The following is a 24,706-nucleotide window of genomic DNA, read 5'->3' as shown; positions in this document are numbered from 1 at the left end:
TCTAGCTCTACGCTTTTACGCCGAACGGGGCGGATGTGTCAGTTAACACTTCCGCCCGGAAAACGCAGATCAGGCTTCCTTGAAGCGATAGCCGACGCCATACAGCGTCTCGATCATCTCGAAATCATCATCGACCACCTTGAACTTCTTGCGCAGTCGCTTGATGTGGCTGTCGATGGTGCGGTCGTCGACATAGACCTGGTCGTCATAGGCCGCGTCCATCAGCGCGTTGCGGCTCTTCACCACACCGGGCCGCGTGGCCAGCGCCTGCAGGATCAAGAACTCCGTCACCGTCAGCGTCACCGGCTCGTTCTTCCAGGTGCAAGTGTGACGCTCCGGGTCCATTCGCAACAGCCCGCGGTCCAGCGCGCGTGCATCCGGCTCCTTCGGAACGGCGGTCGGATCCTTGGGTTGGCCGCGGCGAAGCACGGCCTTGACGCGCTCGACCAAGAGGCGCTGCGAGAACGGCTTGCGGATAAAATCGTCGGCGCCCATCTTGAGGCCGAACAATTCGTCGATCTCTTCATCTTTGGAAGTTAAGAAGATCACCGGCAGATCGGACTTCTGCCGCAACCGGCGTAATGTCTCCATGCCGTCCATGCGCGGCATCTTGATATCGAGGATCGCAAGATCCGGCGGCGAGGTGCGGAAGCCGTCCAGCGCCGAGGCACCATCCGTATAGGTCATGATGCGATAGCCTTCGGCTTCGAGCGCGATCGATACGGAAGTAAGAATGTTGCGGTCATCATCGACCAGGGCGATTGTGGGCATGAGCCTCTGCTTTCGAATAAGAGAGTGGCTTAAACGGCGAGCACTTGAGCCAGACGCCGCATAAATGGGCTTCGTACACAGTCAACGAGCAATGCAAGCTGGGCTGAAGTGTGACCGAGTTCCGCAAAACGCTCCCAAGGAGACGCGCGGCCCCCCATATAGCACCCTGACCCGATGAGAAAAGGCCCTTTTTGCAATAAGATGGCCGGAAAGGAACCATGCAGCCGACCGCAGATTTTGATGCTTCCAAACTGGCCCGATCGCTGCTGCGGCGCTCTCGGCAGGGCGCGTTGGCCACGCTTATGCCCGAAAGTGGCGATCCCTATTGCTCGCTGGTTAACGTCGCCAGCCATGCCGATGCGTCGCCGATTCTGCTGCTTTCGCGGCTGGCGCTGCATACAAAAAACATCCTCGCTGACAGCAGGGTATCGCTGATGTTGGACGAACGTGCCGCCGGCGATCCGCTGAAGGGCGCACGAATCATGCTGGCGGGACAGGCCGAGGAGGCTCAAGGAGAAACTGCGAAAATCCTGCGCCGGCGCTATCTTAACGCTCATCCATCGGCTGAAGCGTTTGTAGATTTCAAGGACTTCTCGTTCTTCCGGGTCGTTCCGTCAGGCCTGCATCTGGTCGCCGGTTTCGGCCGCATCATCGATCTCATGCCCGAGCAGTTCATGACCGAGATCGGCGATGCCACCGATTTGCTGGAAGCCGAGCAGGGCGCCGTCGAGCATATGAACGAGGATCACCGCGAGGCGATGAACCTCTACGCGACCAAACTGCTGGGCGCCGAGTCCGCGGACTGGCGCTGCACCGGTTGCGACCCCGACGGTATGGACATGCAGGCCGCCTCCGCGACACTGCGGCTGGATTTCCCGGAACGGGTCACCAGCGCTATGGCGTTGCGCAAGATGCTCGTGCGGTTGGCAGGCGAGGCGCGGGCCAAGGGCTAACAACGTTAGCGCTTGCCGTCACCGAGCAACTACGCTGCACTGTCGAAATCATCGCCGATGACAGTGAAGAAGATTCAGGCGCTGTTGCCGTAAAACGAAGCGATGGTGCAACTCGCGGTCACGGGCGAAAAGCTTCGTCATGAAAACACGCTCCGCGCGCTGAAAACGTTCTGATTGTGCAACGCAGCAATTGCCGGCCGAGGTAGCGAACGGCAGATGGTCGCGCAACCAAGAGGGCAAACCAGCGCAAAGCAGTGCAGCAAGCGATTGATGCAAATCAACCTTCCGCGCTGGAATAAACCAAATCGCGTGGATCGGCTTGGCAAGCACGGCGTTCATCAATATAGGTCGCCGGACCGAGGCCGGCAGGCTATAATTCAAGGTCACCGCGACAGAGCGCGTCAAGCGACATGCGCGCGATTCGAGTAACGCGGGTTCGAGGAGGACTTTCTTCGTGCAAGAGACGGGTCTACGCAACGGTGCTTTCGGCGCCGACAAATTCGGCTTAAAAAATCTCAAGACGGTGCACTGGAATCTCGGCGCGCCGCAGCTTTATCAACATTCACTCACGGCCGGCGAGGCCGTGTTGTCGGCCGAGGGCGCGCTCTGCGCGGACACCGGTGAATTCACCGGCCGCAGTCCCAAGGACAAGTTCACGGTGCGTGATGCGACCACCGACAAGAACATGTGGTGGGCCGGTAACCAGTCGATCACCTCGGAGCAGTTTGCCGCGCTCTATGCCGACTTCCTCAAACATGCCGAAGGCATGACGCTGTACGCGCAGGATCTTTACGGCGGCGCCGACCCGAGCTTCCAGATCAAGACGCGCGTCTTCACCGAACTTGCCTGGCACTCGCTGTTCATCCGAACGCTCTTGATCCGCCCCGAGGCTCAAGCGCTGAAGGATTTCGTGCCTGAACTCACCATCATCGACCTGCCGAGCTTCCGCGCCGACCCTAAACGTCACGGTGTGCGTTCGGAGAATGTCGTCGCGATCGATTTCGCCCGCAAGATCGTCCTGATCGGCGGGTCTTATTATGCCGGCGAGATGAAGAAGTCGGTCTTCACCACGCTGAACTATTATCTGCCCGCCAAGGGCGTGCTGCCGATGCACTGCTCGGCCAATGTCGGACCCAAGGGCGACACCGCGATCTTCTTCGGCCTTTCCGGTACCGGAAAGACCACGCTGTCGGCCGATCCCAATCGCACGCTGATCGGCGACGACGAGCATGGCTGGGGCAGCGACGGCGTCTTCAACTTCGAAGGCGGCTGCTACGCCAAGTGCATCAAGCTGTCGAAGGAAGCCGAGCCGCAGATCTTCGCCGCCAGCAGCCGCTTCGGCGCGGTGCTCGAGAACGTGGTGCTCGACGAAAATACCCGCGTGCCCGACTTCGACGACGGTTCGAAGACCGAAAACACCCGTTCGGCCTACCCTCTCGATTTCATCCCGAACGCTTCGCGCACCGGCCGCGCCGGCCAGCCGAAAAACGTCGTGATGCTGGCCGCCGACGCGTTCGGCGTGTTGCCCCCGATTGCAAAACTCTCGCCGGCTCAGGCGATGTATCATTTCCTGTCTGGCTATACCGCCAAGGTCGCCGGCACCGAGCGCGGTCTCGGCAATGAGCCGCAGCCGGAATTCTCCACCTGCTTCGGTTCGCCGTTCCTGCCGCTCGATCCGTCCGTCTACGGCAACATGCTGCGCGAGCTGATCGCGAAGCACAACGTCGATTGCTGGCTGGTCAACACCGGCTGGACCGGCGGCAAATACGGCACCGGCAGCCGGATGCCGATCAAGGTGACGCGCGCGCTGCTGACCGCAGCGCTGGACGGTTCGTTGCGCAATGTCGAATTCCGAACCGACAAGTATTTCGGTTTTGCGGTGCCGACCGCGCTACCGGGCGTGCCCAGCGAGATCCTCAATCCGGTCAACACCTGGAAGGACAAGGCCGAGTTCGACAAGACCGCGCGCGCACTGGTCGGCATGTTCCAGAAGAACTTTGCCAAGTTCGAAGCCCAGGTCGACGCCGAAGTTCGCGCTGCCGCGCCGGATTTGAAGCTCGCGGCGGAGTAAGGCTCAAACGCAGGCAACTGCTCCAAAGGGCGGCTTCATGGGCCGCCCTTTTTGCTTTTCCGACGAATTTGGCTGTTGTCCGGAAAGACCGCGTTGCTGGGCGTGTGGCGATCGGTGATCTGCAGGCCGAACAGGCTGCTGATCAATTCGACCGCGACGCGCGCGGTGCGGCCGCGTTCGTCCAGGAACGGGTTGAGCTCGACGACGTCGACTGATCGCACCAGACCGGAATCGTGCAGCAACTCCATGATGAGATGCGCTTCGCGATAGGTCGCGCCACCCGGTACCGTGGTGCCGACGCCGGGGGCGACCGCGGGATCGAGAAAATCGACATCGAAGCTTAAATGCAGCACCCCGTTGCTCGCCCTGACGCGCTCGATCACGCGCCGGATCAGGACGGCGACGCCGAACTCGTCGATGGCGCGCATGTCGGCGATCGCGACGCGGCGGTCGAACACCAGCTTTTTCTCCAGCGGGTCGATCGAGCGGATGCCGAACAGATCGATCCGCTCGGGACCGATCGAGGCGCGGGGCTCGTCGCCCAGCAGGCCCTCGAGGCCGTCTTCGCCGCAGAGAAAGGCCGCCGACATGCCGTGCATGTTGCCGGTCTCGGTCGTCTGCGGCGTGTTGTAATCGGCATGTGCATCGAGCCACAGCACGAATAACGGCCGGCCTTGTTCCTGCCAGTGCCGCGCGACGCCGTTCACCGACCCCATCGAGAGCGAGTGATCGCCGCCCATGAAGATCGGAACGGCGCCGGATTGCGCGAGCAAATACGACCGCTCGCTGAGCGCGCGGATCCAGGTTTTGATCACGTCGTAATATTTGGCGTTCGCCGGCGGCGGGCCCTCGGCGGGAGCAATGGCCGGCGTCAGCATATCGCCATGGTCTTCGACGACAAAACCGAGTTGATCGAGGATGCGGCCGATGCCTGCGGTGCGCAGCGCCGCCGGTCCCATCAGCGTGCCAGCCTGCGAGGCGCCGATCTCGAGGGGGACACCGAGCAGAGCGATGCGAGGAGCGTTGGCGTCGGACATGAGCCGGGGCCTCCGAAGAATCGTAGGGTGGGCAAAGCGTAGCGTGCCCACCGAACAGGATCACAGTCGGATAGATGGTGGGCACGGCGCAAGCGCGCCTTTGTCCACCCTACGCTGTTATGCTTTGAAATAGGCGATTTGCGTCGTGGTTGCGAGGAGGCGACCCGACGGCGACCATACTTCGCCGTGCTGGTCGCCATAACTCCTGTGGAAAGTTCTGGCGTCCGCCACCGCCAATACCCGCGTGATATCCTCGGCCGCCACCTCTTCCGACGCGGTATGGAAGTACGTCGTCAGCGACACCGTGCCGAACGGCACCAGTTCCCGCCGCGCCAGAAATATCCGTCCGAAGAAGGCATCCGACATCGACATCAGCGACAGCATGTCGATCTTCCGCGGCATGCGGTCGCCGATCCATTGTTTGGAGAATGCATCGAGCGGCGGCGAAGCCGGCGTGCCGTAGAAATTCGGCTCACCCTCGACGAAGCGGAAATCATACTGGTGTGTCCACGTCATCGGCGTGTTCGGAAACGAAGGTGCCTGCTCGAACGGCTTAGCGCCCGGAAATTTTGCCTGCTGGTGCGACCAGGACGGACGGCGCTCGGCGAACACGGCGGTTGCCAGCGTCGCAACATCGCCGCCGCCTTGCGTCATCTCCACGCACCAATGCTGGCTCGAACGGTTGGCCTTGACCAGGCGCACGTCGAGAGCGAAGCCACCTTCGGCGACCGGCGCGCAGAAATTCACCGTGACCGACAACGGATCGCCCGCACGTTGCGGATGCTCCATCACCGCGCGCAGGATGGTGGCGGCTGTGCAGCCGCCGAACGGGCCGACAAAGGCCCAGTAATCCGGGCTGGTCTTGCCTTGCCAGCAACTGTCACCGGCGGTGACCTGCGTGGCGTCGTCGAAGAGGTGTGGGCCTTTGGTGAGCATTCCATATTTCCCGTCATTGCGCGGAGCAAAGCGACGAAGCAATCCATCTTTTCCTTGCGTAGCGACATGGATTGCTTCGCTTCGCTCGCAATGACGTCGTGAACGTCAAATGCAGTATCACCGCAACTCCGCCGAATTCAATGACGTCTGAGGTAATGGATACAAGCCCACCGGGCTTATCGCGTCGCCCCGCGCAGGACGCCCGCCTCCGGCACCGGCGCAGCCGTTCGCACCGGCACGTGCCAGATCTCCTCGGCATATTCGCGGATGGTGCGGTCGGAGGAGAACCACGGCATCCGCGCCACGTTGAGGATCGAGGCGCGGGTCCAGGCCGGCACCACTTGCCACCGCGCGTCGATGCCGCGCTGCGCTGTGTAGTAGGAATCGAAATCGGCCGAGACCATGTAGTGGTCGAGATAGCGCAGCGCGTGGCCGATCGAGGCGAAACGGGCGCGATCGTCGGGCGAGAACGCGCCGCTCTCGATAGCGGTAATGGCGCGCGCCAGCCGCGGCGAGCGGCTGATCACATCGGTCGCGTCCAGCCCCTGCTTGCGCCGGATCATCACGTCGCCAGCCTCCATGCCGAAGATCGCGATATTCTCCGCGCCGACATGGTCGCGGATTTCGATATTGGCGCCGTCGAGCGTGCCGATCGTCAGCGCGCCGTTTAGCGCCAGCTTCATGTTACCGGTACCGGAGGCTTCCATGCCGGCGGTCGAAATCTGTTCGGATAGATCGGCGGCCGGAATGATCACTTCGGCGAGGCTGACATTGTAGTCGGCGAGAAAGACGACCTTCAGCCTTCCTGCGACGTCAGGGTCGTTGTTAACGACTTCGGCGACATCGTTGATCAGCTTGATGATCAGCTTGGCGTAGCGATAGCTTGCCGCCGCCTTGCCGGCGAAGATTTTTACGCGCGGCACCCAGTCGCGCTGCGGCTCGTCCTTGATCGCCTGGTACAGCGCAATGGTCTCGACGACATTGAGCAATTGCCGCTTGTATTCGTGAATGCGCTTGATCTGGATGTCGAACAATGCCGACGGATCGATCTTGACGCCGAGGCGCTCGTTGATGAGTCGCGCCAGCGCCAGCTTGTTGTGATGCTTGACCTCGCGAAAGCTCTGCTGGAACGCGTTGTCGCTGGCGTGGGCCTCGAGGCGCTCGAACAGCGAGAAGTCGTCGAGCACGGCCTCGCCGCAGACCTCGCGCATAAGCCCGGTGAGCTTCGGATTGGCCAGCATCAGCCAGCGGCGGAAGGTGATGCCGTTGGTCTTGTTGGTGATGCGGCCGGGATAGAGATGATTGAGATCGTGGAACACGGTCTCTTTCATCAGGTCGGAGTGCATCGCCGACACACCGTTGATGCGGTGCGAGCCGACGAAGGCGAGCTGCCCCATCCGCACGCGACGTCCGGACTTCTCGTCGATCAGCGACACCGACGCGCGATATTCGATATCGCCGGGGCAGCGCTGCTCGGCCAGCGCCAGATGCGCGGCGTTGATGCGGTAGATGATTTCGAGATGCCGCGGCAGCAGCCGCTCGAACAGTTCGACCGGCCAGGTTTCCAGCGCTTCCGGCAGCAGCGTGTGATTGGTGTAGGACAGCGTCGCCACCGTGATCTTCCACGCCTCGTCCCAGCGGAAATTGTGCAGATCGACCAGGATGCGCATCAGTTCGGTGACGGCAAGGCTCGGATGGGTGTCGTTGAGCTGCACCGCGACCTTCATCGCCAAGTTGCGCAACTGCCCGTCCGAGGCAAGGTGCCGCTTGACCAGGTCCTGCAGCGAGGCCGAGACGAAGAAATATTCCTGCCGTAGCCGCAACTCACGCCCCGCGGGGCTCTCGTCGTTCGGGTAGAGGAATTTGCAGATCGATTCCGCGCGCGCTTCCTCGGCGACGGCGCCGAGGTAGTCGCCGGTGTTGAAGACGTCGAGCCGCAGCGGATCGGGCGAGCGCGCCGACCATAGCCGCAGCGCGTTTACGTGGTGGCCGCGCCAGCCCACGATCGGCGTGTCATAGGCGACGGCCTGCACGGTTTCCGCCGGCCGCCACGTCGCGCGGTCGCGCCCGCGGTCGTCGACGTGATCGACAAAGCCGCCGAAATGAACGTGATAGACCACCTCCGCCCGCAGGAATTCCCAGGGGTTGCCGAAACTCAGCCATTCGTCCGGATATTCCTGCTGCCAACCCTGCGAAATGATCTGGCGGAACAGGCCGAAATCGTAGCGGATGCCGTAGCCGATAGCGGGAACGGCCAGCGTCGCCATGCTCTCCATAAAGCACGCCGCAAGCCGTCCGAGGCCGCCATTGCCGAGCGCGGCATCCGGCTCGCATTTGCGCAAATCATCCAGGCCGACGCCGAGATCGCCGAGCGCCGCCTCGAACACTGGCAAGAGGCCCATATTGTTCAGCGCGTCGGTGAACAGCCGGCCGATCAGGAATTCGAGCGAGAGGTAATAGACACGTTTGCTGCCCGCATCGTAGCTCTCCTTTTCGGCCGTCAGCCAGCGGTGCACGACGCGGTCGCGCAACGCCAGCGCCGCGGCCTTGTACCAGTCGCGACGCGTCGCCATGCCGGCGTCCTTGCCGATCGCAAGGCGCAGCTTGGCGAGGATGGCGCCCTTGATTTCGGCCAGTGCGAGTTCGTCGACCGGCTGGCCAAGTGCCGGATAGTTCCCTGCGATTTGTTCCTGCAACACGTCAATCCCTGCATTGAGACTCACAACATAGGCGTCTTGTCCGGCAACCGAAACGCCGGAGAACGCCGGAGTATGTTGTGCACTGCGCTGGTATGAATTTATGCAAGGACCGGGCCGATTTCGCGGCACCGGCGGCCGGCTTTTGGTGTTATCTTTTGGTGTTATAATTCAATACCAAAGTACAGGGATCGCTGGGCTTGGTGGGTAGATGCCGATTGGGGGTCCAAAGAAATCGCGTGCCAGCAAACGGGGAGGCCTGTCATGAGATTGACGATCGAGATCGCTGCCACCGCGTTATTGATGGTCTGCATCAGCGCCACTAGCGCCGCCTTTGCCGCGGGCAAGACCGGCAGAAGTGCCGACGGCGTAAGCTGCTCGTTCAGCGTCGCAAAGGGCACTTCGCCTGCTGCGCGTTGTGCCGCGATCAAGCGGCAATGCGGCGGAAAATTCTACGCCAATTATTGCGGCGACAAGCTGTTGTCGGCGATGTGAAGGATTGAGTTCGGGACGGTTCATCCCATTGCGCGATCTCAAGGTTCGATTTCCTCGGCAAGCGCGGGATGCCGGAGATAGAGCTTCTGCGGCAACTCGATCGCGTCGGCCGCTTCCAGCAACAGCATCCGAATCTGGCTGGTTCTCGCCCGTCCATGATCCTCGATCCTTGCGGCAACGGGATAGCGAAAATTCGGCACGAAGCTAGAACAAATTAAGAACACCTTAGCAAGTCTTTGATATATCATTGTGATTCGGCGGGTCGCCGACACAACATATAGGCCCATCCGAGTTTGCGAGGACTACATGTCCACCATCGCTTTCGATCAGTTCGCTCTCACCCGCATCGCCGATTTCGCGCGTTCGCTGTCGCGCCTGCATCAGGCCTCGCGCCGCCAGCTCGTCGACGACGACGCGATCGACCGCGAGTTCAACGCGGTCTGCATGTCGGTGTGGGGCTACACCACGGACGATTTCAGCGACGAACTGTTTTCGATCGAGGATCACGCCTTTCTCGATTCGCTGGATGAGGCGCAGGCGCGGATTTTTGCCGCCGAGCAACGCTACGATCTCGTCGACGACCAGGGCATGCTGACGGACTGGTGGGGCTATTGCTGGATGATTCTCGCCGAGAAGCGCGGCCTGCTGACGCCGGAAAATCGTGCCGCGGCGCGGGCGGCGATCGAGGAAAAATATCTGTCGGCGCCGAACGTGATCGGTGTCATCGTCGGGCGGTAGTGCGGACGTCAGCTATGTGAATGCTGCGAGGCCGGGCCCACGCTACTTTGCATGGGGTTGTTTTCGCAATTTTGTGTTTGGCCCTGCGGCGTACTGCGGGTGCCCTATCGCGCTTCCGCGCGCTTCGCCGCTTTCGGCGCGGCCGTCTTCGGGATCGAGGCGGTCGGCAGTTCGTCGTCGCGCCGTGCTTCGGGCAGCGGCGCGGTGCCGGCGACCATCTCGGCGCTGACCGGCGCGACCTTCATTTCGCCGAGCCGGGCGCGGACATCCGCCGTGAGGCCGGGATAGGAGGCGACTGGCGTGAACTCCGCCGTGTGGTCGGCGCCCAGGCGCACGCCGGTATAGGCCACCAGACCGTCGGTGGTGGCGACGACGTCGCCGGAGCGCAGCGAGGTGTCGAGCGTGAGATCGACCGGCGCAAGCCCGGACGGGCTTCTGCCGTTGCAGGTGCAGTCGGCGCTCAGCGCCTTGCGATAGGCGTAGGCGTTCTCGCTGTCGGCATAACGCTCGCCGTTACTGGCGGTCGCATGATCGATGTTGCTGCCGTAAAACACCTTGGTGACGCTGGCCGGACAGAACGCCTGGCAGGTCTGCACCGGCGAGGCGGTGCCGCGCATGGTCAGCGGAAAGTATTTGCCGTCGCAGCTTCGCACGCAAAACGCTGGCCCGGAGCCCGCCACGCGTGGGGCCGGGGCGGGCGCTGATGGCTGCTGATTGAGGCCGAAAGGATCGGCGAAGAAATTGGCCTGCGGTGACGCTTGCCGCGTCTGCTGCTTCTGCGCGCCGCCGAACAGGAAATCGAACAGGCCTTCGGCGGAAACGCTGCCGGGCGCGAGCAGGAGAGCGCCCGAAAGGATCGCTGCGGCAACAAACGTCGCGCGGCGCCGCACGCGGAAAAAAGCCAACTCTGTACGCAACGCCAACTCCACCCAACGCAACAAACGCGCTGAAGCGCGACGGCTTCAGTTCGGGTAACCTTAACGGCGGATGGTAAATGAGTGATGAGCGGGGGCGGGGGAAGACCTATTCACCCCTTCAAAAATTCACCCGCCTTGTACAACGAACGAAACTCAAGGCCTGCCTCGGCAAAGGCTTCGGTTGCGCCTTCCTCGCGGTCGACCATCGTAAGCACCAGCACGATCTCGCCGCCGGCTTCGCGCACGGCCTCGACCGCCTTCAAGGCCGAGCCGCCTGTGGTGGTGACGTCCTCCACGATCACGATGCGCTTGCCCTGCAGAGTCTCGCCCTTGGCCAGCCCCTCAACCGCGAGGCGGGCGCCATGTTCCTTCGGCTTCTTGCGCACAAAGAAGGCGGCGATCGGGTGGCCCTTGATCCAGGAGAGCTGCGCGATCGCGCCCGCCAGTGGGACCGCGCCCATCTCCAGCCCGCCGACGAAATCGAGATTGTCGTCCTTCAGCGCCTCGTAGGTCAGTTCCGCCAACAGCGCCGCCCCTTCGGGGTCGAGCATGGTCGGCTTGAGGTTGAAGTAGAAGTCGCTCTTGCGGCCCGAGGCCAACGTGATCTCGCCGCGGCCGAACGAGCGCTTGCGTATGATCTCGGCGAGGCGGGCGCGGGAGGCTGATTTGGACAAGGCGGTTTCCCCGAAGGTTTCAGGCGGGGCGCAATCTATCGGCGCTGCAGAGCAGATTCCAGCGCTGATCCGACGCCGTCAACAGGGCACCATGTCGGCATCCGCGAAAGCGGCTGGCCCCGTATTCCGCAGCGGCGGTTGTAACGCCCCGAAGTTCCGGGGTACTGGATACCCCGCTTGTCGCCTTCGCTGAAGCTCCGGCGGACCCATTATCGCAAACCCCGGCGGAGCCTTGGCGGAGACGGGTCGCGGGGATCACAAAAATGACGATCGAACTGCACACCTGGAACACGCCGAACGGCCGCAAGATCTCGGTTGCGCTGGAGGAAATGGGGCTGCCTTACAAGGTGATCCCGGTGAACATCACCAAGGGCGAGCAGATGGCGCCCGCCTTTCTCAAGCTCAGCCCGAACAACAAGATCCCGGCGATCGTCGATCCCGACGGCCCCGGCGGCAAGCCGGTCGGCATCTTCGAGTCCGGCGCGATCCTGCTTTATCTCGGCGAGAAGACCGGCAAGTTCCTGCCCAAGCCGCTGGCCGAGCGTATCCCGGTCTATGAATGGCTGATGTGGCAGATGGGCGGCTTTGGGCCAATGCCGGGCCAGGTGCATCATTTCATCGCGCTGGAGAACGAGGCCGACCGCGCCTACGGCCTCAAGCGCTTCATGGCCGAGACGCGCCGGCTCTACGGCGTGCTCGACCGTCGGCTGGAGGGCCGGGAGTTCGTCGCCGATGCCTTGTCGGTCGCCGACTTCGCCATCCTCGGCTGGGCCTGGCGCCACCCGCGCCACAAGGTGGAGCTGAAGGATTTTCCGAACGTCGAGCGCTGGTACAACGCGATGATGGCCCGCCCGGCGACCAAGCGCGGCATGGAAGCGAAGTTGGATTGAGCGGTTGTTGTCATCACCCGCGAAAGCGGGTGATCCAGTACTCCGGGAAATTCGTAATCAAACCGAGAGGCCGCGGCGTACTGGATGCCCCGCCTTCGCGGGGCATGACGACCGGCGTCACGCCCTTTTCGCCTCGAACGCCATCTTCACTGCAAGTCCCGCCAGCACCGTTCCCATCAGCCAGCGCTGGATCAACAGCCAGCTCGGCCGCGTGCCGAGAAACATTGCGATCGACCCAGCGGCGAGCGCGATCATCGCGTTGACGCTGACGCTGATCACGATCTGGATCGCGCCCAGCGCCAGCGACTGCGCCAGCACACTTCCCACAGCCGGATCGATGAACTGCGGCAGCAGCGCCAGATACAGCATCGCGATCTTCGGATTGAGCAGATTGGTGACGAAGCCCATCGCAAACAATTTGCGCGGGCCGTCGACTTGCAGCTTTTTCACCTGAAACGGCGAGCGCCCATTCGGTTTCAGCGCCTGCCACGCCAGCCACAGCAAATAGGCCGCGCCGGCAAACCGCAGCGCGTCGTAAGCATAGGGCACTGCGAACACCAGCGCGGTGATCCCGAACGCCGCGCACAGCATATAGAATACGAACCCGAGCGCGACACCGCCGAGCGAGACGATGCCGGCCCCGGGCCCTTGCGTGATCGAGCGCGAGATCAGGTAGATCATGTTCGGCCCCGGCGTCAGCACCATGCCGAGCGAGACTAGGGCGAAGCCGAGCAGAGTTGTGATGTGAGGCATGGGAGACTCGCGGGAGGGTGTACATGTTTCTAACGTGCGGGAACCCGCGATGTCATTTCGTATATTGCTCCGAGGACATTTGCTGAGGCCGCATCGGCGGTGCGCTCCCTCGCACCGCTCTTGTGGGGAGAGGCTGAGGGGCTCTCTCCGCGAGCTCTGCATGCGGTGATTCCGGTACCCCCTCACCCGGATCGGACGATGCTTCGCATCGCCGAGGCGATCCGACCTCTCCCCGCAAGCGGGGAGAGGTTAAGGAGCGCCGCGTGAGCAGCTCTCAATGCGCCTCGTCCCAATTGTTCGCCGCCCGCGCATCCACCTGCAGCGGCACCGAGAGCACGACCGCCGGGAACGGCGCGTCCTGCATCACGCGCTGCACGACCGGCAGCGTCGCCGCCACTTCGTCGTCGGGCACCTCGAAGATCAACTCGTCATGCACCTGCAACAGCATCTGCGCCGACAGCTTCTTCTCCGCCAGCGCATCTTCCATCCGGATCATGGCGCGGCGGATGATGTCGGCGGCGGTGCCTTGCAGGCGCGCGTTGATTGCGGCGCGCTCGTTGAAGGAGCGGATCGAGGCGTTGGAGGCTTTGATGTCGGGGTAGTGCATCTTCCGGCCAAATAGCGTCGTGACGTAGCCGTTGGTGCGGCAGAAATCCCGCGTCTCGTCCATGTAGGCGCGGATGCCCGGGAATCGCTCGAAGTACTTTTTGATGTAGGCGGAGGCTTCCTCGCGGGCGATGCCGAGCTGGTTGGCAAGGCCGAATGCCGAGATGCCGTAGATGATGCCGAAATTGATCGCCTTCGCGCGCCGCCGCACTTCGCCCGGCATGTCCTTGATCGGCACGCCGAACATTTCGGACGCCGTCATGGCGTGAATGTCGAGCCCGTCGCGGAACGCCTGCTTCAAAACGGGGATGTCCGCAATCTCGGCCAACAGCCGCAATTCGATCTGCGAATAATCCGCCGACACCAGCTTGTGGCCCGGCGTTGCGATAAAGGCGCGGCGGATCTTGCGGCCGTCCTCGGTACGAACCGGAATGTTCTGCAGGTTCGGCTCGTTCGACGACAGCCGCCCCGTGGTGGTCGCAGCCAGCGCATAGGTCGTGTGCACGCGGTGGGTCTGCGGATGCACGTAATTTGGCAGCGCGTCGGTATAGGTCGATTTCAGTTTCGAGACCTGCCGCCACTCCAGAATTTTCTTCGGGAATTCATGACCCTGTTCGGCGAGTTCGTCGAGGATCTGCGCCGAGGTCGACCACGCGCCGGTCTTGGTCTTGGTGCCGCCGGGGATTCCCATCTTGCCGAAGATGATGTCGCCGATCTGCTTGGGGCTGCCGACATTGATCGGCTCGCCGGCGATCTCCTGCAACTCGGCCTCGACGCGCGCCGCGGTCTGGGCGAAATCGCCCGACAGCCGCGACAGCACCTGGCGGTCAATCGAGATGCCGCGCCGCTCCATCCGCGCCAGCACGGTGACCAGCGGCCGCTCCAGGGTCTCATAGACCGTCATCATGTGCTCAGCGGCGAGGCGCGGTTTGAGCACGCGATGCAGCCGCAGGATCACGTCGGCGCTTTCGGCTGAATACGCGGTCGCCTTGTCAATTGCCACCTGGTCGAACGTGAGCTTGCTCTTGCCGTTGCCGATTAGCTCGCTTTCGCCGATCACAGCATGGCCGAACCAACGTTCGGCGAGCGAGCCCAGCGCATGTGAATTGCGTCCGGCGTCGAGCGCGTACGACATCAATTGCGCGTCGTCGACGTTGCACAGGGTGACGCCGTGCTGCGCCAGCATCACGGCGCTGAACTTGATGTCGAAGCCGATCTTGAGAATGCCCGGCGATTCCAACAGCGGCTGCAGCGCCGCCAGCGCCTCGGCGGCCGTGATCTGGTCCGGCGCGAGGCCAGCATCGAACAGGCCAGCGCCGCCGCCCGATTGCTTGTGCGTGAGTGGAAGATAGCAGGCGTCGTTTGGCGCCAGCGCCAGCGCGATGCCGCAGATGTCGGCCTGCATTGGATCGTCCGAGCTCGCCTTGGCGACGATCGCAAACGTGCCGGCGTCATAGGCCCGCGCAACCCAGGCATTGAGCTCATCGAACGTGCGGATGGTCTGGTACTTGGTCCGATCGACCGGCAGTTTTCGCGCGGCCTCTGCGCGGACCGCGGCCAGCGATATCGGCGTACCCTTGTGGCTCGCCGCCTTGTCCTGCTTGTCGCCGCCGGTCTTGCCCGGCGCGGGGCCAGCTTTGCCGGCGGGAGGACTATCCAACGTCGCGCCTTCATAGCCCTCCGGCTTCTTGCCCGAGGGCGGCACCGCGAAGACACTGGCGCCGCTCTTGTTGCCGGCATCCGGCTCGATATCGGCGGGATCTACTTGCGAATATTCGGCGACACGGCGGGTAAGTGTGGAGAATTCCATCGCTTTCAGGAATGCGATCAGCTTGCGCGCATCCGGCTCGTGCACGGCAAGGTCGTCGAGCGGCACTTCGAGATCGACCTTGTCGTCGAGCAACACCAGTTGCCGCGAGATCCGCGCCTTCTCGGCGTTCTCGATCAGCGCCTCGCGCCGTTTCGGCTGCTTGATCTCGCCGGCGCGCTGCAGCAGCGTTTCCAGGTCGCCATATTCGACGATCAGTTGTGCTGCGGTCTTGACGCCGATGCCGGGTACACCCGGCACGTTGTCGGTGGAATCGCCGGCCAACGCCTGCACCTCGACGACCTTTTCCGGCGGAACGCCGAATTTCTCGATCACCTCGGCGACCCCGAGGCGCCGGTCCTTCATGGTGTCGTACATGGTGACGCAGTCGGTCACGAGCTGCATCAGATCCTTGTCCGAGGACACGATGGTGGCGGTGGCGCCGCGCTCGCAGGCAATGCGGACATAGGTCGCGATCAGGTCGTCGGCCTCGAAGCCGACCTGTTCCAGGCAGGGCAGATCGAACGCGCGCACCGCCTCGCGGATCAACGCGAATTGCGGGATCAGATCGTCCGGCGCCGCTGTCCGGTGCGCCTTGTAATCGGGATAGAGCTTGTTGCGGAACGTGATCTCCGATTTATCGAACACGACCGCCAGATGCGTCGGCTTATTATCCTCGGGCATTTCGCGGAGCAGCTTCCACAGCATATTGCAGAAGCCGAGCACGGCATTGACCTGCAGCCCGTCGGATTTGCGGTTCAAGGGCGGCAGCGCGTGATAGGCGCGGAAAATGTAGCCGGAACCGTCGACCAGGAAGACATGGTCGCCCTTGGCAGGGGCTTTGGCGGGCGCCTTGGCAGGCGTTTTGGCGGGAGCAGGTTTCGCGGCGGCTTTGGGGGCTGATTTCGGCATGGCCGAAATTTAGGGATTTTTGCGCGGAATGACAGCCTTGAGGGGCGGTAATTTGGGATTGCCGCACAGCCAATTTTCGTCGTCCCTGCACACGCAGGGACCCATAATCCCGGAGAGTAGTTTTGTACTGGGCCGGGGCGATAGCCGATGTAACCGCGGGGAGCGGTGGTTGTGGGTCCCTGCGTGCGCAGGGACGACGATAGAGATTACTCCGCCGGCTGCAGTGCCGGTGCGGCTTTTTTCGGCACGATCCAGAACGCAGCCGGGCGCTCGAACAGGAAGTTCGCCCGCAGCGCCAGTGCCAGGCGCCAGATCACCACCGCTCCCGCGACGCCTGCAACCGTCACGATCAGCGAGACCATCCCGATATCAGCGATCAGGCCGGTCTTCAAAAGCAGCGTTCGGGTCACTGCCATCGGCAGGAAGAAGGCGAGGTAGATGACGATGGAATGCTCGCCGCAATAGCGCAGGGAGTTCAGCCACTGCATGCGCGCCAGCAGCGTGCCCATGACGATAATGGCGCCGGCGCCCGCAAAGCCGAGTGCCAGCGACACGAGCGGCCATTCGTCAAAGCCGGATACGACCAGCGCGCCGTTGACGAGCGTCCACAACGCGACGCCCACGAGTGCGAGGGCCGGGCGCGCCCGCGCGCGGTCCGACAACGCGAACACGTAATTGGCAAATAGGTAGCCGGAATAGAAATAGACGAAACGCCCGCAGAATTCGTCGATCACGGTCCAGCCGGTCGTGATATGCGCCATCTCGAGCGCCGCGGCCGCGAGCCAGATCGCAAGCGGCGGGACGCCACGCAACAGTTTTGTGACAACGAAGAACACCGGCAACAAATAAATGAACCACAGCGTGCCGAACGGCTCGATGAAGGATCCCAGATACATGAATCCGACATGCCGCCAACCCGATTCAGCGGCGAAGCCAGGAGCCTTGAAGCCGAACTGGATCGTCACCCACAGCACATAAAAATAAGCGAAGTGCAGGACCTTGCGATCGAGATAGGTGCGCCAGTCACGGTCGATGACAATGGCAAGAAACAGGCCCGAAATCAGGAAGAAGTCCGGCATCCGGAACGGTTTTGCGAACATCACGAACGCATGCATGAAGCCGGTCTGGCCGGCCGCCGCTTCGACCCCCAGAACCGAATGCATCATCACCACCATGACGATGCAGATGCCCTTGGCGTAGTCCACCCAGTCGATGCGGGTGGAGCGTTCCGTGACGGCGGATGTACCGTTTGAAGTCATCGGTGTCCCTTTTCGGCGCGAGGCGGCCGCATCTTCGGCCCGATCCGTTGCTTTCTTCTTTATCCATACAAAGCACATGCCAGGATCGGGCGCTTTTTCCGGTTTCCCCTTTGATGAAAAATGCTCTAAGACGCCCGCAAAATCGGGATTGGCGTTAACCATCAAATACGGATTGTTTTCATGCGAATCGCCATGATTGGCACGGGCTATGTGGGGCTGGTATCCGGCGCCTGCTTTGCCGATTTCGGCCACCAGGTTACCTGCGTGGACAAGGACGCCGGCAAGATCGAAGCCCTGCGCCGAGGTGAGATCCCGATTTTCGAGCCCGGGCTCGACGCGCTGGTGGCCTCCAACGTCAAGGCCAAGCGGCTGGATTTCACCACCGACCTGAGCGCGCCGGTGGCGGAAGCCGACGCCGTGTTCATTGCGGTCGGAACGCCCTCGCGGCGCGGCGATGGCCATGCCGATCTCACTTACGTCTACAGCGCCGCGCGCGAGATCGCAGCCGTGCTGTCGGGCTTCACGGTGGTGGTGACCAAATCGACCGTGCCGGTCGGCACTGGCGATGAGGTCGAACGGTTGATCCGCGAGGCCAATCCATCGGCCGACGTTGTGGTCGCCTCCAATCCGGAATTTTTGCGCGAGGGCGCCGCGATCCGCGACTTCAAATTCCCTGACCGTATCGTGGTCGGGACCGACGACGAACGCGGGCGCAAGGTGCTCGGCGATGTCTACCGGCCGCTGTCGCTCAACCAGGCGCCGTTGATGTTCACGGCGCGTCGCACCGCCGAACTGATCAAATACGCGGCCAACGCGTTCCTCGCCACCAAGATCACCTTTATCAACGAGATTGCCGATCTCTCGGAAAAAGTCGGCGCCGATGTGCAGCAAGTCGCGCGCGGCATCGGGCTCGACAACCGCATCGGCTCAAAATTCCTGCATGCCGGCCCGGGCTTCGGCGGCTCCTGCTTTCCGAAGGATACCCGCGCGCTGGTCAAGATCGCGCAGGATCATGACGTGCAACTGCGCATCGTCGAGGCCGTGCTCGGCGTCAACGACATCAGAAAGCGGGCGATGGCGCGCAAGGTTTCCAATGCAACCGGCGGCCTGCGCGGCAAGACGGTGGCGGTGCTCGGCCTCACCTTCAAGCCCGACACCGACGACATGCGCGAGGCGCCGTCGATTCCGCTCGTCACCGGCCTGCTCGACATGGGCGCGAAAGTCCGCGCGCACGATCCGGTGGGCATGGAGCAGGCGAAGAAGGAACTGCCCGAGATCGAATATTGCACTGACCCTTACGAATGCGCGCGCGGCGCCGATGCGCTGGTGATCGTCACCGAGTGGGTCCAGTTCCGGGCGCTTGATCTGGAGCGCCTGAAGAATGAAATGGCGCATCCCATCGTGGTCGACCTGCGCAACATCTACCGCCCCGAGGACATGGCCGCCCAGGGCTTTACGTATGAGAGTGTCGGACGGGCGCCTGAGCCGAAGGTGTAGCCGCAACCACAGTTGTCATGCCCCGCGCAGGCGGGTATCCAGTACGCAAGGTCTTCGTAATCAGTAGCGTTTGCATTTACTGGATCACCCGCTCCAGCGCCCCATTGCGCACAAGGCTGGTGATGACGGATGAGAGATATTGCCTCTTACATTCGACACACCTCTCCCGATCGACGCGGTGCTCGAAGAGCTCGGGCGTACGCTTTCGGCAAACAATACCGCGGTGCTGGTAGCCCCTCCCGGGGCCGGCAAGACCACGCGGGTGCCGCTGGCGCTGCTCGATGCGCCCTGGCTGAAGGACAAAAAGGTCATCATGCTGGAGCCGCGGCGGATCGCGGCGCGGGCCAGCGCCGAACGAATGGCGCGCACGCTCGGCGAGCGGGCAGGGGAGACCGTCGGCTATCGCGTCCGCTTCGGTTCCAAGATCTCGCGCGCGACCCGGATCGAGGTGGTCACCGAGGGAATCTTTTCACGCCAGATTCTCGATGATCCCGAGTTGAACGGCGTTGGTGCCGTGCTGTTCGACGAATTTCACGAGCGTTCGCTCGACGCCGATCTGGGGCTCGCGCTCGCCCGCGATGCGCAGACCGGCCTGCGCGAGGACCTGCGCATCCTCGTGATGTCGGCGACACTCGACGGCGCAAGGGTCGGCAAGTTGCTCGGCGATGCACCAGTGATTGCTAGCGAAGGCCGCGCTTTTCCGGTGGAGACGCGTTATCTCGGCCGCAAGGCGGACGCACCCATCGAGCGGCAGATGGCGGATGCGATCGCGACCGCGCTGCGCGCCGATCCCGGCTCGGTGTTGGCGTTTCTGCCGGGCGCTGCCGAAATCCGCCGCACGCAGAATTTTCTTGGTGAGCGGATTCATGATGCGAGCGTCGAGATCGTGCCGCTGTTTGGCGCGCTGGAGGCCACCGTGCAGGACCGCGCCATCGCGCCGGCACCGAAGGGGCAACGCAAAGTCGTGCTGGCGACTTCGATCGCCGAGACTTCGCTCACCATCGAGGGCGTCCGCATCGTCGTCGATTCCGGCCTGGCGCGGGTGCCGCGCTACGAGCCCGATATCGGCCTGACGCGGCTCGAGACCGTGCGCGCCTCGCGCGCCGCGGTCGATCAGCGCCGCGGCCGCGCCGGCCGCACCGAGCCCGGCGTGTGCTACCGGCTGTGGGACGAACCGCAAACGGCGTCGCTCGCCGCCTACACCCAGCCCGAAATTCTCTCGGCCGATCTATCGTCGCTGGTGCTCGATCTCGCGCAATGGGGCGTCCGCGATCCGGCGACGCTGGCGTTTCTCGATCCCCCGCCGGCGCCGGCGCTGAAGGAAGCGGACAGCTTGTTGCTCGAACTCGGCGCTCTCGATAGTGACGGCCGCATCACCGCAGAGGGCAAGAGCCTGCGGGCTCTGGCGCTGCCGCCGCGGCTGGCGCGCATGATCGTGGATTCGCATCGGCTAGGTGCCGGCGAAGAGGCCGCCGAAATCGCCGCTGTTCTCACCGAGCGCGGCCTCGGCGGCGACAGCGTCGATCTCGATGTCAGGCTCGATCAGTTCCGCCGTGACCGCTCGCCGCGTGCTTCCAGCGCGCGCAGCCTCGCACAGCGCTGGGCCCAGCAGGTGTCATCGAACGAGCCCAAACAGCTTCGCCTGCCTGACGACGAACTTTCAACAGGCGTCATGCTCGCGCTTGCTTTTCCCGATCGGATCGCCCGCAATCGCGGCAACGGCAGTTTCGTGCTCGCCAACGGCCGTGGCGCTGCCGTCGAGCAAACCTCGTCGCTGGCGCGCGCGCCCTATATTGCGGTCGCCGAACTGACCGGCACCGCAGCCCAGGGACGCATTCTGCTGGCAGCACCGATCGCGCAAGGCGATATCGAATCGCATTTCGCCGACCAGATCGAAAGCACCGAAGAGATTTCGTTCGATCGCGGCGCGATGGCGCTGCGTGCGCGTCGCAAGCGGACGCTGCACGCAATCACGCTGTCGGAAGCGCCGATGGCGCTGTCGCCGTCGACAGAGACCGCACGCATCTTCGCTGCGGGCTTGGTCGCCGCCGGGCTCGATAAGCTGCCATGGTCGAAATCCCTGAAGCAATGGCGCGACCGCGTGATGTTCCTGCGCAAGGCGGAAGGTGAGAGCTGGCCCGACCTGTCGGATGCTGCGCTGGCAGCCCAAGCCGAGAACTGGCTGGTGCCCGCGCTCTACGGCAAGAGCTCGCTGAAGGATTTTTCCCCCGGCGATCTCTCGGACGCGCTGATGACGCTGTTGCCATGGGAATTGCGCGCGCGGCTGGAGCGCGAGGCGCCGATGCATTTCGAGGCTCCGACCGGCACCATGCTCGCGATCGACTATGAGGCCGAGCAGGGCCCGACCATTGCGGTGCGCCTGCAGGAACTGTTCGGGCTTAATACCCATCCTTCCATCGCCAAAGGCAAGGTGCCGCTGGTACTCGAATTGCTGTCCCCGGCGCAACGCCCGGTGCAGGTGACGCGCGACCTTCCAGGCTTCTGGCGCGGCAGCTATGCTGCCGTGCGTTCCGACCTGCGCGGCCGTTATCCCCGCCACCCCTGGCCGGAAGACCCGGCCACCGCGCTGCCGACCCGCCGGGTCAAGCCGCGCGGGACGTGAGAAATCCTAACTCTCTGCCCGCTCTTCGCGGGGAGAGGGGTGGGGTGAGGGGCTCCATCCGCGAGCTGATCTCTATCGACAGACCTGTACCTCCCCTCACCCGGATCGCAAGCGCGATCCGACCTCTCCCGCAAAGAGCGAGGCGAGGTTCAAGAGCAGCCCGTTAACACTTCACTCATCCTTTTCGTCAAAATGACGGGCCCGGTCATCGCCGTTAGTCGCGGTTGCGCGGCTGGCGTGGTGATATCGGCGGTCTGGAATCGAGTGTGGCGTGATGCGTAACCTGATGATCCTTGCCGCCGTCCTGGTCGGCCTCGGCACCTACATGGCGCAGATGGCAGACAAGATGTCGCCGGCCTCGGCCTCCGTCAGCACGTCGCCTCAAAAAGCTCCCCTGCAAACGGTCGCGCAAGCCTCAGGCCGCAGCCTCGACATTCCCCGCGATGCGCGCGGCCATTTCCAGGCCGATGGCCGCATCGATGGGCAACGCATCAACTTCATGGTCGACACCGGCGCCTCGCTGGTGGCGCTGAACGAAAAGTCGGCGGCCCGCTTCGGCCTGCGTCCCTCGCGCAGCGACTATAATGCGACCGTCACCACCGCCAACGGCACCATCAAAGCCGCGCGCACGCGGCTTGCGATGATCGAACTCGGCGGCCTCGTGGTGCGCGATGTCGACGCCGTGGTGCTGCCGGACGAAGCGCTTTCGGAGAACCTGCTCGGCCTGTCGTTCCTGTCGAAGCTGAAGCGCTTCGAATACGCCAACGGCCGAATGGTGCTGGAACAGTAGGGTTACCCGCTACCAAACCGCCGCAATTGACGGTCAAAACGCGTCGGCCCGCCTTTCGCGCGGCCTGCGCTTTCGCTATGGCTGCGGTTCCCTCGCTTGCATGACAAGGTCATCTTATGTTCCCGAAGCCCAAATCCGTGCTGGTTCCGAATACCTATGATTTCGAATCCGGACCGATGGTGAAGGCGACAGGCTTTCGCGAATATGACGCGCGCTGGCTGTTCGAGAAGGAAATCAATTTGATGGGCGTTCAGGCGCTGGGCATGGGGCTCGGTGCGCTGATTGCGGAACTTGGCGTGAAACAGGAAATCGTCACCGGCCACGATTTCCGCGGCTATTCGGCCTCGATCAAATACGCGTTGATTTCCGGCCTGATGGCCGCGGGCTGCAAGGTGCACGACATCGGGCTCGCGGTGACGCCGATGGCCTATTTCGCGCAGTTCGATCTCGACGTGCCCTGCGTCGCCATGGTCACCGCCTCGCACAACGACAATGGATGGACCGGCGTCAAGATGGGCGCCAACCGCCCGCTCACCTTCGGCCCCGACGAGATGACGCGGCTGAAGGAGATCGTGCTCAAGGCCGATTTCAGCAACAAGGTCGGTGGCTCCTATCAATTCCACGAGAATTTTCCGGCACGCTATATCGCCGATCTCACCAGCCGTCCAAAGCTGAAGCGCAAGCTGAAGGTTGTTGCCGCCTGCGGCAACGGCACCGCGGGCGCATTCGCGCCGCAGGTTTTGGAGGCGATCGGCTGTGAGGTGATTCCGCTCGACACCGAACTCGACCACACGTTTCCGAAATACAATCCGAATCCGGAAGACATGGAGATGCTGCACGCGATCCGCGACGCCGTGCTGCATCACAAGGCCGATGTGGGCCTGGGCTTCGACGGCGACGGCGACCGCTGCGGTGTCGTCGACAACACCGGCGAGGAAATCTTCGCCGATAAGGTCGGCGTGATGCTGGCGCGCGACATGTCGGCGATCCACAAGGAAGCGCAGTTCGTGGTCGATGTGAAATCGACGGGATTGTTCGTCACGGATCCGGTGCTGCAAAAGCAGGGCGCAAAGACCGCCTACTGGAAGACTGGCCATTCCTACATGAAGCGCCGCACCAACGAGATGGGCGCGCTGGCGGGATTTGAGAAATCGGGCCACTTCTTCTTCAACAAACCGTTCGGCCGCGGCTATGACGACGGCCTGGTCTCGGCAATTGCGATCTGCGAGATGCTCGATCGCGCGCCTGATAAGTCGATGGCGGACCTGAAGAACGCGCTGCCGAAAACCTGGTCGTCGCCGACCATGTCGCCGCATTGCGCCGACGAGGCCAAATACGGCGTCGCCGACGCCGTGGTGAAGCATTTCGAAGCGCTGCAGAAGAAGGGCGACAAGGTCGCCGGCCAGAAGATCCGCGATCTCGTCACCGTCAACGGCGTGCGCGTCACCGTCGAGGACGGAAGCTGGGGTCTGGTGCGGGCCTCATCGAACAAGCCGGAACTGGTGGTCGTGGTCGAGAGCCCGGTAAGTGAGGCGCGCATGCGCGACATGTTCGAAGCGATGGATTCCGTGCTGCGCACGCATCCGGAAGTGGGTGCGTATAATCAGAAGATTTGAGGGGGGCGCAGTCTTTCCCGCTCACAACTGTCGTTCCCCGCGAACGCGGGGACCCAGTACGCCGCGGCTTCTCGGTTCAATCGCTGGCGTCTCTGGAATACTGGATCGCCCGCTTTTCGCGGGCGAGGACAGTGAATGTGGGAATACGATTGTCCCTACGCCGCCGGCACCGGCAGTGCGGTCACCGACTTGATCTTCTCCATCGCAAACCGCGAGGTGACGTTCTTCAGCGGCACCGCGCTGATCAGCTTTTTGTAGAACACGTCATAGCTCGCCATATCGGCGACCACGACGCGCAGCATGTAATCGACGTCACCGGCCATCCGGTAGAATTCCATCACCTCCGGCATGGCGCTGACGGCGTCGGCGAACTTTCGCAGCCAGGCCTCGGAATGGTCGGCGCTCTCGACCGAGACGAACACGGAAATGCCGAGCCCGATCTTGTTCTGGTCGACCAGCGCCACCCGGCGCAGGATCACGCCATCGGCCTCCAGCCGCTGGATCCGCTTCCAGCATGGCGTCGACGACAGCCCAACCCGGTCCCCAATCTCGGCAACCGATAGCGAGGCGTCCTCCTGCAGCACGGTCAGGATCTTGCGGTCGATGGCATCCAGCCGGCGGCTGGCTTCAGGGAGCTGAACGGCTAGGTCGGTCATGAGAAGAAT

Annotated in this window: 21 protein-coding genes; 9 read left to right on the top strand and 12 right to left on the bottom strand. The window is 63.0% G+C overall.

Annotated elements, in window-relative coordinates:
- Positions 1-69: 69 nt before the first annotated feature.
- A complete protein-coding gene (locus KJQ96_RS19875; RefSeq protein WP_027541437.1) occupies positions 70-771 on the bottom strand; it encodes a response regulator transcription factor in 702 nt (233 codons plus the stop codon).
- Between the two features lie 218 nt (positions 772-989).
- Between KJQ96_RS19875 and KJQ96_RS19870 the strand changes: the two genes are divergently transcribed.
- The gene (locus tag KJQ96_RS19870) at positions 990-1,724 is read left to right on the top strand and encodes a HugZ family protein (RefSeq protein ID WP_213288247.1); all 735 of its coding nucleotides are present in this window, start codon (positions 990-992) and stop codon (positions 1,722-1,724) included.
- A 48-nt stretch (positions 1,725-1,772) separates the two neighbouring features.
- Here KJQ96_RS19870 and KJQ96_RS19865 read toward each other — a convergent pair whose 3' ends face one another.
- The gene (locus KJQ96_RS19865; protein WP_213288246.1) at positions 1,773-2,063 is read right to left on the bottom strand and encodes a hypothetical protein; all 291 of its coding nucleotides are present in this window, start codon (positions 2,061-2,063) and stop codon (positions 1,773-1,775) included.
- A gap of 115 nt (positions 2,064-2,178) precedes the next feature.
- Here KJQ96_RS19865 and KJQ96_RS19860 point away from each other — a divergent pair, with 115 nt between their 5' ends.
- Positions 2,179-3,795, top strand: coding sequence for a phosphoenolpyruvate carboxykinase (locus KJQ96_RS19860; RefSeq protein ID WP_213288245.1), 1,617 nt, complete (start codon positions 2,179-2,181; stop codon positions 3,793-3,795).
- A 35-nt stretch (positions 3,796-3,830) separates the two neighbouring features.
- Here the strand turns inward: KJQ96_RS19860 and rocF are convergent, their stop codons facing one another.
- The 3 genes from rocF to KJQ96_RS19845 all read right to left on the bottom strand — a co-directional run bounded on the left by rocF (position 3,831) and on the right by KJQ96_RS19845 (position 8,473).
- A complete protein-coding gene (gene rocF / locus KJQ96_RS19855; protein ID WP_213288244.1) occupies positions 3,831-4,832 on the bottom strand; it encodes an arginase in 1,002 nt (333 codons plus the stop codon).
- Between the two features lie 117 nt (positions 4,833-4,949).
- On the bottom strand, positions 4,950-5,768 hold the full coding sequence (locus tag KJQ96_RS19850; protein ID WP_213288243.1) for an acyl-CoA thioesterase II: 819 nt from the start codon (positions 5,766-5,768) through the stop codon (positions 4,950-4,952).
- 176 nt (positions 5,769-5,944) lie between these two features.
- Entirely contained in the window at positions 5,945-8,473 is a 2,529-nt protein-coding gene (locus tag KJQ96_RS19845; RefSeq protein WP_375293187.1) for a glycogen/starch/alpha-glucan phosphorylase, read from the bottom strand.
- 255 nt (positions 8,474-8,728) lie between these two features.
- Between KJQ96_RS19845 and KJQ96_RS19840 the strand changes: the two genes are divergently transcribed.
- On the top strand, positions 8,729-8,959 hold the full coding sequence (locus tag KJQ96_RS19840; protein ID WP_213288241.1) for a hypothetical protein: 231 nt from the start codon (positions 8,729-8,731) through the stop codon (positions 8,957-8,959).
- 38 nt (positions 8,960-8,997) lie between these two features.
- Here KJQ96_RS19840 and KJQ96_RS19835 read toward each other — a convergent pair whose 3' ends face one another.
- Positions 8,998-9,159 (bottom strand): hypothetical protein, encoded by a 162-nt coding sequence (locus tag KJQ96_RS19835; RefSeq protein WP_213288240.1) that lies wholly within the window; start codon positions 9,157-9,159, stop codon positions 8,998-9,000.
- Positions 9,160-9,265: 106 nt separating this feature from the next.
- Here KJQ96_RS19835 and KJQ96_RS19830 point away from each other — a divergent pair, with 106 nt between their 5' ends.
- Positions 9,266-9,697, top strand: a complete 432-nt coding sequence (locus KJQ96_RS19830; RefSeq protein ID WP_213288239.1) for a hypothetical protein — start codon at positions 9,266-9,268, stop codon at positions 9,695-9,697.
- A 104-nt stretch (positions 9,698-9,801) separates the two neighbouring features.
- Here KJQ96_RS19830 and KJQ96_RS19825 read toward each other — a convergent pair whose 3' ends face one another.
- Both KJQ96_RS19825 and pyrE read right to left on the bottom strand, forming a co-directional pair.
- A complete protein-coding gene (locus KJQ96_RS19825) occupies positions 9,802-10,614 on the bottom strand; it encodes a DUF2865 domain-containing protein (protein ID WP_213288238.1) in 813 nt (270 codons plus the stop codon).
- A gap of 110 nt (positions 10,615-10,724) precedes the next feature.
- Entirely contained in the window at positions 10,725-11,288 is a 564-nt protein-coding gene (gene pyrE, locus KJQ96_RS19820) for an orotate phosphoribosyltransferase (protein WP_065743861.1), read from the bottom strand.
- Between the two features lie 263 nt (positions 11,289-11,551).
- Here pyrE and KJQ96_RS19815 point away from each other — a divergent pair, with 263 nt between their 5' ends.
- Complete coding sequence (locus KJQ96_RS19815; RefSeq protein WP_213288237.1) at positions 11,552-12,178, top strand: glutathione S-transferase family protein; 627 nt, start codon at positions 11,552-11,554, stop codon at positions 12,176-12,178.
- A 117-nt stretch (positions 12,179-12,295) separates the two neighbouring features.
- On the opposite strand, the gene KJQ96_RS19810 is transcribed toward KJQ96_RS19815, so the two are convergent.
- The 3 genes from KJQ96_RS19810 to KJQ96_RS19800 all read right to left on the bottom strand — a co-directional run bounded on the left by KJQ96_RS19810 (position 12,296) and on the right by KJQ96_RS19800 (position 17,515).
- The gene (locus KJQ96_RS19810) at positions 12,296-12,931 is read right to left on the bottom strand and encodes a LysE family translocator (protein ID WP_213288236.1); all 636 of its coding nucleotides are present in this window, start codon (positions 12,929-12,931) and stop codon (positions 12,296-12,298) included.
- Between the two features lie 274 nt (positions 12,932-13,205).
- Complete coding sequence (polA, locus tag KJQ96_RS19805) at positions 13,206-16,256, bottom strand: DNA polymerase I (RefSeq protein ID WP_213288235.1); 3,051 nt, start codon at positions 16,254-16,256, stop codon at positions 13,206-13,208.
- Positions 16,257-16,462: 206 nt separating this feature from the next.
- Complete coding sequence (locus KJQ96_RS19800; protein WP_213288234.1) at positions 16,463-17,515, bottom strand: acyltransferase family protein; 1,053 nt, start codon at positions 17,513-17,515, stop codon at positions 16,463-16,465.
- A 180-nt stretch (positions 17,516-17,695) separates the two neighbouring features.
- Between KJQ96_RS19800 and KJQ96_RS19795 the strand changes: the two genes are divergently transcribed.
- The 4 genes from KJQ96_RS19795 to KJQ96_RS19780 all read left to right on the top strand — a co-directional run bounded on the left by KJQ96_RS19795 (position 17,696) and on the right by KJQ96_RS19780 (position 24,041).
- On the top strand, positions 17,696-19,012 hold the full coding sequence (locus KJQ96_RS19795; RefSeq protein WP_213288233.1) for a UDP-glucose/GDP-mannose dehydrogenase family protein: 1,317 nt from the start codon (positions 17,696-17,698) through the stop codon (positions 19,010-19,012).
- A 139-nt stretch (positions 19,013-19,151) separates the two neighbouring features.
- The gene (gene hrpB / locus KJQ96_RS19790; protein WP_213288232.1) at positions 19,152-21,635 is read left to right on the top strand and encodes an ATP-dependent helicase HrpB; all 2,484 of its coding nucleotides are present in this window, start codon (positions 19,152-19,154) and stop codon (positions 21,633-21,635) included.
- A gap of 286 nt (positions 21,636-21,921) precedes the next feature.
- Positions 21,922-22,425: a TIGR02281 family clan AA aspartic protease gene (locus tag KJQ96_RS19785; RefSeq protein ID WP_213288380.1), complete on the top strand. Its 504-nt coding sequence runs from the start codon at positions 21,922-21,924 to the stop codon at positions 22,423-22,425.
- Between the two features lie 116 nt (positions 22,426-22,541).
- Entirely contained in the window at positions 22,542-24,041 is a 1,500-nt protein-coding gene (locus tag KJQ96_RS19780) for a phosphomannomutase/phosphoglucomutase (protein WP_213288231.1), read from the top strand.
- A gap of 155 nt (positions 24,042-24,196) precedes the next feature.
- Here the strand turns inward: KJQ96_RS19780 and KJQ96_RS19775 are convergent, their stop codons facing one another.
- Positions 24,197-24,697, bottom strand: a complete 501-nt coding sequence (locus KJQ96_RS19775; protein WP_028351627.1) for an Lrp/AsnC family transcriptional regulator — start codon at positions 24,695-24,697, stop codon at positions 24,197-24,199.
- Between the last annotated feature and the right edge of the window lie 9 nt (positions 24,698-24,706).

This window comes from Bradyrhizobium sp. sGM-13, from assembly GCF_018398875.1.
Taxonomy (GTDB): domain Bacteria; phylum Pseudomonadota; class Alphaproteobacteria; order Rhizobiales; family Xanthobacteraceae; genus Bradyrhizobium.
Note: the sequence above shows the minus strand (reverse complement) of the source record. Positions and strands in the feature narration are given on the sequence as shown.